The organism is Bacillus paranthracis (genome assembly GCF_024296885.1).
Lineage (GTDB): Bacteria > Bacillota > Bacilli > Bacillales > Bacillaceae_G > Bacillus_A > Bacillus_A paranthracis.
In genome coordinates, this window is sequence record NZ_CP101135.1 from 5072813 (window position 1) to 5086845 (window position 14033).

At 39.4% G+C, this 14033-nt stretch carries 12 protein-coding genes; 1 reads left to right on the top strand and 11 read right to left on the bottom strand.

Going from position 1 to position 14033, the window contains the following annotated elements; genetic code table 11:
* Positions 1 to 41: 41 nt before the first annotated feature.
* The 3 genes from murA to spo0F form a co-directional block, all read right to left on the bottom strand.
* Positions 42 to 1331 (bottom strand): UDP-N-acetylglucosamine 1-carboxyvinyltransferase, encoded by a 1290-nt coding sequence (gene murA / locus NLJ82_RS26315; protein ID WP_000413260.1) that lies wholly within the window; start codon positions 1329 to 1331, stop codon positions 42 to 44.
* A 332-nt stretch (positions 1332 to 1663) separates the two neighbouring features.
* Positions 1664 to 2521 (bottom strand): class II fructose-bisphosphate aldolase, encoded by an 858-nt coding sequence (locus tag NLJ82_RS26320; RefSeq protein WP_001131850.1) that lies wholly within the window; start codon positions 2519 to 2521, stop codon positions 1664 to 1666.
* Between the two features lie 210 nt (positions 2522 to 2731).
* Entirely contained in the window at positions 2732 to 3100 is a 369-nt protein-coding gene (gene spo0F / locus NLJ82_RS26325) for a sporulation initiation phosphotransferase Spo0F (RefSeq protein ID WP_000398594.1), read from the bottom strand.
* A gap of 201 nt (positions 3101 to 3301) precedes the next feature.
* On the opposite strand from spo0F, the gene NLJ82_RS26330 reads away from it, so the two are divergent.
* Positions 3302 to 3826, top strand: a complete 525-nt coding sequence (locus tag NLJ82_RS26330) for a DUF2529 domain-containing protein (RefSeq protein ID WP_000912423.1) — start codon at positions 3302 to 3304, stop codon at positions 3824 to 3826.
* Positions 3827 to 3856: 30 nt separating this feature from the next.
* Here the strand turns inward: NLJ82_RS26330 and pyrG are convergent, their stop codons facing one another.
* From pyrG to NLJ82_RS26370, 8 genes are all read right to left on the bottom strand, one after another.
* Positions 3857 to 5464, bottom strand: coding sequence for a CTP synthase (gene pyrG, locus NLJ82_RS26335; protein ID WP_000170452.1), 1608 nt, complete (start codon positions 5462 to 5464; stop codon positions 3857 to 3859).
* 257 nt (positions 5465 to 5721) lie between these two features.
* A complete protein-coding gene (gene rpoE, locus NLJ82_RS26340; RefSeq protein ID WP_000346281.1) occupies positions 5722 to 6255 on the bottom strand; it encodes a DNA-directed RNA polymerase subunit delta in 534 nt (177 codons plus the stop codon).
* Between the two features lie 155 nt (positions 6256 to 6410).
* Entirely contained in the window at positions 6411 to 7040 is a 630-nt protein-coding gene (locus NLJ82_RS26345; RefSeq protein WP_000238597.1) for a TetR/AcrR family transcriptional regulator, read from the bottom strand.
* A gap of 64 nt (positions 7041 to 7104) precedes the next feature.
* The gene (acdA, locus tag NLJ82_RS26350) at positions 7105 to 8244 is read right to left on the bottom strand and encodes an acyl-CoA dehydrogenase AcdA (protein WP_000545533.1); all 1140 of its coding nucleotides are present in this window, start codon (positions 8242 to 8244) and stop codon (positions 7105 to 7107) included.
* A 21-nt stretch (positions 8245 to 8265) separates the two neighbouring features.
* Positions 8266 to 9396 (bottom strand): acyl-CoA dehydrogenase, encoded by a 1131-nt coding sequence (locus NLJ82_RS26355; protein ID WP_001011168.1) that lies wholly within the window; start codon positions 9394 to 9396, stop codon positions 8266 to 8268.
* Between the two features lie 72 nt (positions 9397 to 9468).
* Positions 9469 to 10320: a 3-hydroxybutyryl-CoA dehydrogenase gene (locus NLJ82_RS26360; protein WP_000538850.1), complete on the bottom strand. Its 852-nt coding sequence runs from the start codon at positions 10318 to 10320 to the stop codon at positions 9469 to 9471.
* A 49-nt stretch (positions 10321 to 10369) separates the two neighbouring features.
* A complete protein-coding gene (locus tag NLJ82_RS26365; RefSeq protein WP_001998670.1) occupies positions 10370 to 11653 on the bottom strand; it encodes an acetyl-CoA C-acetyltransferase in 1284 nt (427 codons plus the stop codon).
* A 9-nt stretch (positions 11654 to 11662) separates the two neighbouring features.
* Positions 11663 to 13774, bottom strand: coding sequence for a (Fe-S)-binding protein (locus NLJ82_RS26370; RefSeq protein ID WP_001086792.1), 2112 nt, complete (start codon positions 13772 to 13774; stop codon positions 11663 to 11665).
* Between the last annotated feature and the right edge of the window lie 259 nt (positions 13775 to 14033).

Consider the following 14033-nt stretch of genomic DNA (forward strand, 5'->3'; position numbering starts at 1 on the left):
GCAAGTAGTGATGCTTCGCTTCCCCCTCGCGGAAGTATCACTTATGCGTTCTTCATTTCTTCAATTTCTTGCTTTGTCATTTGTTCTCGCCAAATGTTTGCACCAAGCCCTTTAAGCTTGTCTACTATATTTTCATAGCCACGATCAATATGCTCAAGTCCGGTTACTTCTGTAATTCCATCCGCCATCAATCCTGCAATAACAAGGGCTGCTCCAGCTCGCAAATCACTCGCTTTCACTTTTGCACCTTGTAATAAAACAGGACCAGTTACGATAGCTGACCGACCTTCTACTTTAATTTGCGCATTCATACGACGTAATTCATCAATATGTTTAAAACGTGCGCCATAAATCGTATCCGTTACAACACCCGTTCCATGCGCCTTTGTTAAAAGTGTTGTAAATGGCTGTTGTAAATCTGTTGGGAAACCTGGATATACAAGCGTTTTTATATCAACTACTTTTAATCTTCTATCACCGTTCACTGTAATCTGGTCATCATTCGTTTCAACTTGGACACCAGCTTCTCTTAATTTTGCAGTAACTGACTCCAAATGCTGAGGAATAACATTATCAACTGTTACTTCTCCTCCTGACGCAGCACCTAAAATCATATACGTACCCGCTTCAATACGATCTGGAATGATCGTATGATGACAACCGTGCAATGAATCCACACCATCAATTCGGATTACATCTGTACCAGCACCTTTAATACGTGCCCCCATGCTAGTTAACAGTGTAGCTACATCAATAATCTCTGGTTCTTTCGCTGCGTTTTCAATAACAGTTCTACCTTTCGCTCGTACAGCTGCTAGCATAATATTAATCGTAGCTCCTACACTAACAACATCTAAATAAATACGTGCCCCTCGTAGTTCATCTGCTCTTAAATAGATAGCACCTTGTTCATTCGTAACATGTGCACCTAACGCTTCAAATCCTTTAATGTGCTGATCAATCGGCCTCGGTCCTAAGTGACATCCACCTGGAAGCCCAATAACAGCTTTTTTAAAACGGCCAAGCATCGCACCCATTAAATAATAAGAAGCACGCAATTTTTTCACTTTTCCATTTGGTAAAGGCATTGCAACCATGTTAGAAGGATCGACTACCATCTCTTCCTCCTGTCCATACGTTACTCTTCCTCCAATTTCCTCTAGTAAGTCTCCTAACATTTTCACGTCCGAAATATTAGGGACACCACCAATAGTTACTGGAGTATCTGCTAAAATTGTCGCTGGAATTAGTGCAACGGCGCTGTTCTTTGCACCACTCACGCGAATTGTTCCATTTAAAGCTCTTCCGCCTTCAATTAGCAATTTTTCCATATTGAGCTCCCTTCTTGTGAATGTATTTACTTTCTATATTTTTATAGAAAGCTCCCCCTTAAGAATCTCAATCACTCTTTCCACCCTAACACTCAATAAATAGGAAACCATCATCTTCATTTCTCCTGTAATACAAAAAGATAAAGATTAACTATTTATCGAATTTACTTTATCAATTTAGATACATTATCACATTTATTAATAGGACTATGCACATTATTTTCTATTTCAAAAACAAAATGATAAAATCTTTAGACTTGTTCACGCTTTCATTATACAACGAAAGGAAACCGTCTAAAAGAGTAGACGGTTTCCAAAACGGAATTTTATTCTTACGCTTTACCGTTAGAACCGAATTCGCGAATTTTACCAATAACAGTTGCTTTGATAGCGTCGCGGCCAGGTCCGATAAATTTACGAGGATCGTAAACTTCTTGGTCTTTGTTTAATACTTCACGAACAGCTTTTGTAAACTCAATTTGGTTCTCAGTGTTTACGTTGATTTTTGAAGTACCTAAAGAGATAGCTTTTTCGATATCAGCAGTTGGGATACCAGTACCACCGTGTAATACTAAAGGTACGCCAGTGAAGTCACGAACTTGTTCCATTTCAGCGAATCCTAAGTTAGGCTCACCTTTGTAAGGACCGTGTACAGAACCTAAAGCTGGAGCTAGGCAATCGATACCTGTTGCTTCAACAAGGTGCTTACACTCAGCTGGGTCAGCGTAAATTACGCCTTCAGCGATTACGTCGTCTTCTTGTCCGCCAACTGTTCCAAGCTCAGCTTCAACAGATACGTTACGAGCGTGTGCGTATTCTACTACTTTTTTAGTAGTTTCTACGTTTTCTTCGAATGGGTGGTGAGAAGCGTCGATCATTACAGATGTGAAACCTGCATCGATTGCTTCTTTACATTTTTCGAAGCTTGAACCATGGTCAAGGTGAATCGCTACAGGAACAGTGATGTTCATTTCTTCGATTAAAGCTTTAACCATAGCTACAACTGTTTTGAAACCAGTCATATGACGAGCTGCACCCTCAGATACACCTAGGATTACAGGAGATTTTTCTTCTTCCGCAGCAGCTAAGATAGCTTGAGTCCACTCTAAGTTGTTCATGTTGAATTGACCAACTGCGTATTTTCCTTCTAGTGCTTTGTTTAGCATTTCTTTCATAGAAACTAAAGGCATGGTGAATCCTCCTAAAAAACGTTTTTTGTATCCGATAAGTTCTTATCGCTGGTAGTATGACCAGAATAAGGTAAAATATGTATATCTACATACCGGACTTTTTTCTACACTCAATAGGATAACAACTTGTACTCAAAAACTCAACCGTATTCACCTGCACAATAGTCCATGTAAACGCTTTTTTCCATATTTTTTATAAAAAATTCATTTTTAAGCCTCTACAGCGAGTTCATTTCTCACCGCTTGACGAATTTCATCAATATCAAATGGTTTAGCAAAATGCATTAAAGCACCTAAATCTTTTGCTTCTTGGATCATATCAAGCTCTCCATAAGCAGTCATTAAAATCACTTTAATACTCTCATCAATTTCTTTTACATGCTTTAAAATCTCTATACCATCCATACCTGGAATTTTCATATCTAACACAACTAAATCTGGATTATCTTTTTTCACGATATCTAAAGCTTGAAATCCATTCGCTGCTTGGAATGTCTGATAACCTTCTTTTTGGAACACTTCATGTAATAACACACGAATGCCATATTGATCATCAACGATTAAAATTTTCCCTTCCATAACTCCCAACCTTTCTGTGTAAGTACAAGATTTAAAGCTTCTTATATCTTAACGATTAATTTTCGCTATTCTTTACCAAATTCCTTCCTATTTCTTTCTTATTTTACCGTTTCCTATTTTGTTATGCCACCTTCGATTTCACCTTTCTAAAAAAATAAACTATAATGAAAGCCGGTAAACACGTACGAAGGGAGTAACATTATGTTAAAAATTTTTTCAACCCAATTAAGCGGTTATTTCTCCAGAGTTTCTCAAAAAGAGGAAATGAATATAGAAGATAGCGCCCGTCTACTTGCTCAAGCATTAGTTGGCGAAGGTTTCATTTATTTACATGGTACAAATGAAATGGAGGGCGTTGTTGCTGAAGCACTATTCGGTGCTGAACCAATGAAGCAAGCAAAACGATTATTTGAAAATGGTAAGGAAGTAGAAGTAACTTCTGCAGATCGTGTGCTTCTTATTAGCCGTTTTTCAACAGATGAAGAAGTTGTAGCAATAGCAAAAAAACTGCAAGCAGATGGACACTCTATTGTCGGCATCTCTGCTATTCAAGAAGGCACTGAATCACTAGAACAATATACAGATGTACATATTGATACAAAGCTGTTAAAAGGTCTTATTCCAGACGATGAAGGTAATCGCTACGGATTCCCAAGCTTAATGATAGCTTTATTTGCATATCACGGAATCAAATTTACAATCGATGAAATGTTAAATGAATATTAAAAAAAGCGCCCTATTTCAGGCGCTTTTTTATTACTTGCTCTCTTTATTCGTAATAGATGCTCTTACGAAGTCATGGAACAATGGCTGTGGACGGTTTGGACGAGAAACAAGTTCTGGGTGGAACTGTGCTGCCACGAACCAAGGGTGATCTTTTAATTCAATGATTTCAACTAGACGGCCATCTGGGCTTGTACCAGAGAATACAAATCCTGCTTTTTCCATATCCGGACGGAATTGATTGTTGAACTCATAACGATGACGATGACGCTCATATACAACCGGCTCATTGTAAGCATTGTATGCATTTGTTTCTTCAGCAAGCTTACATGGGTATAGACCAAGACGAAGTGTACCACCTAAGTCTTCTACATCTTTTTGTTCTGGTAATAAGTCGATGATTGCATAAGGTGTGTCAGGATTGATTTCAGAAGAGTTAGCTCCTTCTAATCCTAATACGTTACGTGCGAATTCGATTGATGCAAGTTGCATACCTAAGCAAATTCCTAGGAATGGAACTTTGTTTTCACGAGCATATTGAATTGCAACGATTTTACCTTCTACACCACGATCACCGAAGCCACCTGGTACAAGGATACCATCTGTGTCTCCTACTAATTCTTGTACGTTCTCTGCTGTTACGTGCTCAGCATTTACCCATTTCACTTCTACATCTGTGTCGAAAGAGTAACCCGCATGACGAAGTGCTTCTACAACAGAAATGTATGCATCTTGAAGCTCTACGTATTTACCAACAAGAGCGATTTTTGTTTTCTTAGAAAGATTACGCACTTTTTCAACTAGCGCAGTCCACTCTGTCATATCTGCAGCTGGATTGTCTAATTTTAAGTGATCGCAAACGATTTGGTCCATATTTTGCTCTTGAAGAGATAATGGAACTGCATATAAAGTATCTGCATCGCGTGCTTCAATAACTGCTTTTGTATCAATGTCACAGAATAATGCAAGCTTGTCTTTCATATCTTGAGAAACAGGCATTTCTGTACGAACAACGATAATATTTGGTTGAATACCTAAACTGCGAAGCTCTTTAACGCTATGTTGCGTTGGTTTTGTTTTCATTTCACCCGCTGCTTTTAAGTACGGGATTAACGTACAGTGAATGTACATTACATTGTCACGACCGATGTCGCTCTTAATTTGACGGATTGCTTCTAAGAATGGTAGAGACTCGATGTCACCAACAGTTCCACCGATTTCTGTAATAACAACGTCCGCGTTTGTTTCGCGACCAGAACGGTATACGCGCTCTTTAATTTCGTTAGTAATGTGAGGAATAACTTGAACTGTTCCTCCTAGGTATTCACCACGACGCTCTTTTTGAAGAACTGAAGAGTAAATTTTACCTGTTGTTACGTTGCTGTATTTGTTTAAGTTGATGTCGATGAAACGCTCATAGTGACCAAGGTCTAAGTCAGTTTCTGCACCATCATCTGTTACGAATACCTCACCGTGTTGGTATGGGCTCATAGTCCCTGGGTCTACGTTAATGTATGGATCAAACTTTTGAATTGTTACGTTTAAACCACGATTTTTTAAAAGTCTTCCAAGAGATGCTGCTGTAATACCTTTACCTAAAGACGATACTACACCGCCTGTTACAAAAATATACTTAGTCATGAAAAAGCTCCCTTCTATTTTGCTGTTATATAATCACCGTTGCAAAGGGCAACGTATGTAGATAACACTGTATCCATCTTATTGTTAGACTCTTTTTATTTTCTAAACAAAAAACAAAAAAGAAAATTGCTCCCCTCATCACATAAAGTAATAAGTAGGGAGCAATTTTCTTTTATATTTACACTTTAAAAGTATTATCGTCCTTTTTTAAAGAGCCCAAAAATGATTCTACATGGACGATAATGAAAAGTCAAGAACTACAGTTCTTCCTCTTCTTCTTCTTCAGTTTCATCATACTCAAGTTCTTCTTCAGCGAAGTCATCTTCATCGTCATCTAAATCATCAAGATCATCGTCGTCTCCGTCTTCGTCTTCAAGAACCTTGTCCAAATCTTCTACATCATCATCTTCGTCTTCATTTCCGTCTACATCATCAAAGTCATCTTCATCTTCTTCAATGTAGTCGTCAAAACCGTCTTCTTCAACTTTACGTTTCTTCTTCGGTTTTGGTTGAGGCAAGATTTCTTCATCAATTTGCTCATATGGGTACCAGCTACGTAATCCCCAACGATTTTCTCCTAAATTAATGAAACGCCCATCGATGTTTAAGTCTGTATAAAATTGTGCGATTTTCGCATTAACTTGCTCTTGAGATAGTCCCAGCACTTGAGCGATTTCTTGAACCAACTCGTTGAATGTCGTTGCTTGTTTTTTATCCCCTAAAACGCTATGTACAACTTCAATCATTGAACATTCTTTTAGCTCTTCTGGTGAATATTGCTTAAAATCCACTTATGCGGCACTTCCTTTCATCAAATATAACCTTATATATAACGGCCTGCTTAAAAAAATCCATACTATTCATTATAAACAAAAGTCGCACAAATATGCTACAAAAAAAAACGGGAAACTTTTATAGGGTAGTAAAATTATAATTTGTGCATTCCTTATTTCGGAAGCATATGGGCCCCTTGCAATACATACCTAATTTGCATGTCTGTATATTCTTCGAGCGTATATAGCTTTTGCAACGCCCAACGTCGAAATCCCCACATCTGTCCTTGTATAAAAATATTATGCGCAAGAAGCTGTATTTCTTTTTTATTTAATGTAAATGTTCCATTTTCCGTACACTGTTCTAAAATATTCTCAAACATTCCTACCATTTGAAACTCCTTTTCTAATACATACGGGAGTGATTCTTTCGGTAAAAAACGTACCTCTTGATACATTATTAATACTTCTTCCTGCAATTCGTCCATCACTTTAAAGTAATTCGTTATTGCTATCTTTAAACTCTCTATACTCCCTTTTTCTGTACAAACTACTTCCTCTAACCTTTCTTTTACATGTTCATAAATACTATCACAAACTAAATACAAAACATCATCTTTTGTACGAATGTATTCATAAAGCGTACCAATACTAAATCCAGCTGCCTTTGCAATCTCTCTCGTTGTTGTACGTGGAAATCCTTTTTGCTTAAACAATTGCACCGCACCTTTAATCATTTGTTCACGCCTTAACGCGACTAATTTTTCATCTTTCACTGATGCGTGCACATTATGTTTAACCATCCCCTTCACCTCTCTATTATTTTTTGGAAGGAAAAAGCGTAGGAAAATACCTACGCCCTTGATCCTACTTCGTTAACATACGAGAAATTACGAGCCTTTGAATCTCTTGTGTTCCTTCATATATCTGTGTAATCTTTGCATCTCGCATGTATCGCTCTACTGGATAATCTTTCGTATAACCGTAACCACCAAATACTTGTACCGCTTCCGTCGTCACCTTCATCGCTGCATCACCTGCAAATACTTTTGACATCGCTGACTCTTTCCCATACGGAAGCCCTTCCGATTCCAGCCAAGCTGCTTGATATGTTAGAAGACGCGCCGCCTCCACATCCGTTGCCATATCTGCAAGTTTAAAGCCAATCCCTTGCTGCGCCGCAATCGGCTTCCCAAACTGATGACGCTCTCTTGCATATTCTACGGAAGCATCTAAAGCCCCTTGTGCAATACCGACCGCTTGCGCCGCAATACCATTACGGCCACCATCTAATGTTTGCATCGCTATCTTAAACCCTTGTCCTTCTTCCCCTAGTAAATTCTCTACAGGAATACGGCAATCTTCGAACATAATTTCAGTTGTTGGTGAAGAGCGAATCCCTAATTTACTCTCCTTCTTCCCAACTGAAAATCCTGGTGTATCACTTTCCACTATAAATGCACTCGTGCCACGCTGTTTCGATTCAGGATCAGTTAATGCGAAAACAACATAAATATCAGCAATACCACCATTAGTGATAAATATTTTTGATCCATTTAATACATAATGGTCTCCATCTCTTTTGGCGATCGTCTTCATTCCACCAGCATCCGATCCAGACCCTGGCTCCGTTAAGCCGTACGCACCAATTTTCTTTCCTTCAGCCATCGGTCGTAAAAATGTTTGCTTTTGTTCTTCTGTTCCAAATTTAAAAATTGGCCAACCAGCAAGTGAAGTATGTGCAGACAATGTTACACCTGTAGAAGCACATACGCGTGATAATTCTTCAATAGCAATTACATACGCCAAGTAATCGCTTCCAATTCCGCCGTATTCTTCAGGCCACGGAATTCCGGTTAAACCAAGCTCTGCCATTTGATCAAATAGCGCACGATCAAACCTCTCTTCTTCATCACGTTCAGCTGCTGTCGGTGCTACTTCGTTCTTAGCAAAGTCCCGAACCATTTTTCTTATCATTTCATGTTCTTCTGATAGTTTAAAATGCATGCCCGTCTCCCCCTTGTGCTTTTATAAAGCCCGGCTAATAACAAGTTTCTGTATTTCACTCGTTCCTTCATATATTTGCGTGATTTTCGCATCACGGAAAAATCTTTCTACTGGATAGTCCTTCGTATAACCGTATCCCCCAAATACTTGCACCGCTTCAATCGCAACTTCAACAGCTGTTTTAGAAGCGAATAATTTCGCAATAGATGCTTCCTTACCACATGGTAATCCTTGCGCTCTTAGCGATGCCGCCCTATATACGAGTAATCGCGCCGCTTCTACACTAGTTGCCATATCTGCAAGTTTGAAGCCAATCCCTTGCTGCGCCGCAATTGGCTTTCCGAATTGCTCACGTTCTTTCGCATAATCAATCGCACATGCAAGCGCCGCTTCAGCAATTCCTAATGCTTGCGCCCCAATCCCAATTCTTCCAACATCTAAATTCGCCATTGCTACCTTAAATCCTTGTCCTTCTTCACCAAGTAAATTCTCAGCCGGTACCTTCATATCCTCGAACGTAAGTTGTACAGTGCGAGAACCGAGCAGTCCCATTTTATGCTCATCTTTACCGATAATTAAGCCTGGTGTATCTTTCTCTACTATGAATGCAGAAATCCCACTCTTTCCTGCCTCTGGATTTGTAGAAGCGAATACAATATATGTACTTGCTTCACCACCATTTGTAATGAACACCTTCGATCCATTAATAATGTAATGATCACCTTTCTTCACAGCTCTTGATTTCAAACTTCCTGCATCCGATCCTGCATTTGGTTCTGTTAATGCAAATGCCCCTAAATATTCACCAGTCGCAAGTTTAGAAACGTATTTCTCTTTCTGTTCTTCTGTTCCGAAATATAAAATCGGGTTCATTCCAACTGACGTATGTACAGCTAAAATTACACCAACCGTTGCGCTTACCTTTGAAATTTCTTCAATTGCTAAAATGTAAGAAATAAAATCCATTTCTGCCCCGCCGTATTTTGCAGGCGCTGGAATTCCCATTAATCCAAGCTCACCCATCTTCTGCAAAATCTCTTTTGGAAACACCCCTTGTTCCATACTAGGAACAAAGGGAGCAATTTCCTTCTGTGCAAAATCTCGAACCATTTTTCTCATCATTTGTTGCTCTTCATTAAAACGAAAGTTCATATACTCCGCCTCCATTTGCTATAAATCCTTTTAATAATTTGGTAAGACCACTATTTTGTAACAAAGGGGGATTTATTCGTAAACGTAGAAACCACGACCTGTTTTACGTCCTAACCATCCTGCATTTACGTACTTACGCAGTAATGGACATGGGCGGTATTTACTATCACCTAAACCTTCATGCAACACTTCCATAATATATAAACACGTGTCTAAACCGATAAAATCAGCGAGCGTTAAAGGACCCATCGGGTGATTCATACCAAGTTTCATTACTTCATCAATCGCTTCTTTCGTCGCTACACCTTCATATAACGTATAAATTGCTTCGTTAATCATCGGTAATAAAATACGATTCGATACAAATCCTGGGAAATCATTTACTTCAACTGGTACTTTGCCAATTTCCTTCGTAATATCTTCAATTGTTTTGTATACCGCATCATCTGTAGCCAAACCACGAATAATTTCAACAAGTTTCATAACCGGAACCGGATTCATAAAGTGCATACCGATTACTTTTTCCGGACGTTTCGTTACCGCGGCAATTTCTGTAATTGGCAAAGATGACGTATTTGTCGCTAAAATTGCGTGTTCTGGAGCAATTTCATCTAAATTCGCAAAGATTTTCTTTTTAATATCCATTTTCTCGACAGCTGCTTCGATAATAAGATCCGCTTCCTTCACACAATCTAAATCAAGCGTTACTGCAAGACGGTTTAATGTCGCTTCCTTTTCTTCTTCCTTCATGCGCCCCTTTTCTACTTGGCGTGCTAAGTTTTTCGTAATAATAGCCAATCCTCTATCTAATTGCTCCTGTTTTAAATCTTGTACCTTCACATCGTATCCTGCTATTGCACATACTTGCGCAATTCCTGATCCCATTTGTCCTGCACCAATTACAACAATTTTTTGTACACCCATTTCTTCTTCCCCCTTAATTTTTAATAAACTATATATCTTCTAATCTTAATTAGTGAACTTCAATCATCACTGCATCGCCTTGACCGCCACCACTACAAATCGAAGCAATTCCAATTCCACCGCCGCGTTGCTTAAGTGCATGGATTAGTGTAACGATAATGCGCGCTCCGCTTGCTCCAATCGGATGTCCCATCGCTACTGCGCCGCCATTTACATTCAATTTTTCTGGGTCAATTCCTGCGATTTCTGTACTTGCAATTGCTACTGCTGCAAATGCTTCATTAATCTCGAATAAATCGATGTCTTCAATTGTCTTACCTGTTTTTTCAAGCAATGCGTTAATTGCATAACCTGGCGTTCTCGGGAAATCTTTAGACTCCACTGCAATTGCTGTATGTGCCAAAATTGTCGCTAACGGCTTTCTTCCTTCTTGCTTCGCTCTGTCTTCGCTCATTAATACAAGTGCAGCACCACCATCGTTTAAGCCTGGTGCATTACCAGCTGTCACTGTCGCTGTTTTATCAAATACAGGTTTTAATTTTGCTAACTTTTCAATTGTTGTATCCGCGCGTGGCGCCTCATCCTTTGCAACGACAATAGGATCGCCTTTTCTTTGCGGAATCGTTACTGGCACGATTTCCTCTTCAAAACGTCCTTCATTATGTGCTGAAACCGCACGCTGGTGGCTACGATATGCCCATTCATCTTGCGCTTCGCGAGAAATTCCATCTTCCTTCGCAACTTCTCCGCCATAAACACCCATGTGTATACCTGAAAATGCGCATGTTAAACCGTCAGCAACGTTTAAATCAACGACTTCGTTGTTGCCCATTCTATATCCCCATCTTGCTCCTCGTAAAATGTAAGGACTGTTACTCATCGACTCCATACCACCAGCTACAATCAATGATTGATCGCCAGTACGAATAATTTGATCCGCTAACGTAACCGCACGAAGCCCCGATGCACAAACTTTATTCACTGTTTCCGTCTGCACTTCCCAAGGGATTCCAGCAGCCCTCGCCGCTTGGCGCGATGGAATTTGCCCCTGCCCACCTTGAATAACCGTTCCGAATATAACTTCCTCAACATCACTAGCAGAAACATTTGCTCTTTCAAGCGCCGCTTTAATTGCAATCCCTCCAAGTTCTGTTGCTTTTACATCTTTTAAAGATCCTCCAAATTTTCCAACTGGTGTTCTTGCAGCACTTAAAATAACTGTTTTACTCATGTTTCTTTCCCCCATTTCATTTTTTAACACTGAGCGCTCGCTCGGTATCCCTACGTTGAGAAGAGGTGCAATCATTGCACCTCTTTCTAAAGTTGTATGCATTCCTACAAACTAGATTGCTTCTTTCTTCTGTCCAATCACTGAGCGTTCTAAAATCTCTGTTACATCGAGAGTTTGAACTTTCTCTTCAACTTCTTTCGCTTTCGTCCCATCACTAATCATCGTTAAGCAATAAGGACATCCTGTGCCGATAATGGATGGCTGTACAGCTAATGCTTGTTCTGTACGAGCAACGTTAATACGTGAACCTGTTGTTTCCTCCATCCACATTAAGCCACCACCTGCTCCACAGCACATTCCCGTTTCACGGTTACGTGCCATTTCTACAAGATTCACACCAGGAATCGCTTTCAAAATGTCACGCGGGGCTTCGTATACTTCGTTGTATCTTCCTAAGTAGCAGGAATCATGGTACGTAACTGTTTCCTCAATAGCGTGAACCGGTTTTAAGCGTCCTTCTTTCACCCACTGAGCTAACAGTTCTGTATGATGATAGACTTCTGCTTGCAAGCCAAAGTCCGGATACTCATTTTTAAATGTGTTATAAGCATGAGGGTCAATCGTAACGATTTTCTTCACTCCTGCTTTTTCAAATTCCTCGATATTTTTTGTCGCCATCTCTTGGAAGACAAATTCATTACCAAGGCGGCGCGGTGTATCTCCAGAATTCTTCTCTTTATTACCGAGTATCGCAAATGAAATGCCTGCTTCGTTCATCAACTTCGCAAATGATATCGCAATCTTCTGACTACGATTATCATATGATCCCATTGAACCAACCCAGAATAAATATTCGAACTCCTCGCCAGCTTTTGATTTTTCTTTTACAGTTGGAACCGTTACTTCATCATCACCTTGGCGCCAAGTTTCACGCTCTTTACGGTTTAGACCCCACGGATTCCCTTGACGCTCGATGTTTGTCATCGCACGCTGTGCTTCCGCATCCATCTTTCCTTCTGTTAAAACGAGATAGCGGCGTAAATCAATAATTTTATCAACGTGCTCATTCATAACCGGACACTGATCCTCACAGTTACGACACGTTGTACAAGCCCAAATCTCTTCTTCTGTAATAATATCTCCGATTAAACTCGGATCGTAAGCGAGTGTTGTAGCTGCAGATTCTTGTTGTCCTTTCCCAGCTGCCATCATCGCTAACTGATTTCCTTGTGTATTATTAAAAGCAACTACTGGAACCCACGGTGCTTTTGATGTCACTGCAGCTCCTTTATCAGTTAAATGATCGCGAAGTTTTAAAATTAAATCCATCGGCGATAACATTTTACCTGTTCCTGTTGCCGGACACATATTTGTACAACGACCACACTCTACGCAAGCGTATAAGTCAATAAGCTGATTTTGTCTAAAATCTTCGATTTTACCAACACCAAATGTTTCTTGTGTTTCATCTTCAAAATCAATCTTTTCAAGTTTCCCTGGATTTGAAAGACGGCCGAAGAAAACGTTAGCTGGTCCCGCAATTAAATGCGCGTGTTTCGATTGTGGAACATAAACTAAAAATGTTAACAAAATTAGTAAATGCACCCACCAAGAGAAATAGAACACAGAAATGGCTACGGTTTCATTTATCCCTGAGAAAACGTAAGCGATTGCAGAAGCGATTGGCTCACTCCATGAAAGCTCCTCGCCATGCCATATAATTCCCATCCCATTACCGAGTAGCACAGAAATCATTAAGCCACCGATAAAGATAAGAACAAGTCCTGATTTGAAATTACGTTTTAAACGAACTAGCTTCTCAACATAACGTCGATGAAAAGCCCAAAAGACTGCAATTAAAATAACAAGTGTGACAATTTCCTGGAAGAATGTAAATGCAGGGTATAGTGGTCCAAGTGGAAGATGTGATCCTGGTGCGAGTCCTTTCCAAACGAAGTCAATTGCTCCAAATTGGACAAGAATAAATCCGTAAAAGAACATAACGTGAATAATGCCGCTCTTTTTATCTTTCAGCAGCTTTTTCTGACCGAAAACATTGACCTTAAGGAGATCCCAACGCTCTTTAAAACGACGGTCAAATTCAATCTTTTTTCCTAACTGTATGTAGGCCATCCTCGTTCGTATAAGATACACAAACAAATATCCCGCATAAGCAATAACAGCAATGGCAGCCAGCCAATTCATGATCAGTAAGCTATTCATTTTTATGCTACCCCTCTCTTTGTAAGCCCTCTTTCTTTTTTAGAATCTTCAAAAACATATAATTTTCTGAATTTTATCCCCTACCTTCATTATATAATGAGTGAGCATTCAGTCAACAGTTTTTTGTTATACAACAACATATTTTTTAATAAAGCTGTTTATTTCGGTGAAACTATAAAGTGAAACTTTAATCATTAGAAGTTATTTACTCCCTACTAATTATTAGCCCACAAATAACCGAATAAAATGAATGTTTGAT

What these genes read in the sequence shown, in the direction of transcription:
- murA (WP_000413260.1), bottom strand. Translation starts at nt 1,331, where the DNA reads ATGGAAAAATTGCTAATTGAAGGCGGAAGAGCTTTAAATGGAACAATT.
- NLJ82_RS26320 (WP_001131850.1), bottom strand. Translation starts at nt 2,521, where the DNA reads ATGCCTTTAGTTTCTATGAAAGAAATGCTAAACAAAGCACTAGAAGGA.
- spo0F (WP_000398594.1), bottom strand. Translation starts at nt 3,100, where the DNA reads ATGGAAGGGAAAATTTTAATCGTTGATGATCAATATGGCATTCGTGTG.
- NLJ82_RS26330 (WP_000912423.1), top strand. Translation starts at nt 3,302, where the DNA reads ATGTTAAAAATTTTTTCAACCCAATTAAGCGGTTATTTCTCCAGAGTT.
- pyrG (WP_000170452.1), bottom strand. Translation starts at nt 5,464, where the DNA reads ATGACTAAGTATATTTTTGTAACAGGCGGTGTAGTATCGTCTTTAGGT.
- NLJ82_RS26345 (WP_000238597.1), bottom strand. Translation starts at nt 7,040, where the DNA reads ATGGTTAAACATAATGTGCACGCATCAGTGAAAGATGAAAAATTAGTC.
- acdA (WP_000545533.1), bottom strand. Translation starts at nt 8,244, where the DNA reads ATGCATTTTAAACTATCAGAAGAACATGAAATGATAAGAAAAATGGTT.
- NLJ82_RS26355 (WP_001011168.1), bottom strand. Translation starts at nt 9,396, where the DNA reads ATGAACTTTCGTTTTAATGAAGAGCAACAAATGATGAGAAAAATGGTT.
- NLJ82_RS26360 (WP_000538850.1), bottom strand. Translation starts at nt 10,320, where the DNA reads ATGGGTGTACAAAAAATTGTTGTAATTGGTGCAGGACAAATGGGATCA.
- NLJ82_RS26365 (WP_001998670.1), bottom strand. Translation starts at nt 11,653, where the DNA reads ATGCATACAACTTTAGAAAGAGGTGCAATGATTGCACCTCTTCTCAAC.
- NLJ82_RS26370 (WP_001086792.1), bottom strand. Translation starts at nt 13,774, where the DNA reads ATGAATAGCTTACTGATCATGAATTGGCTGGCTGCCATTGCTGTTATT.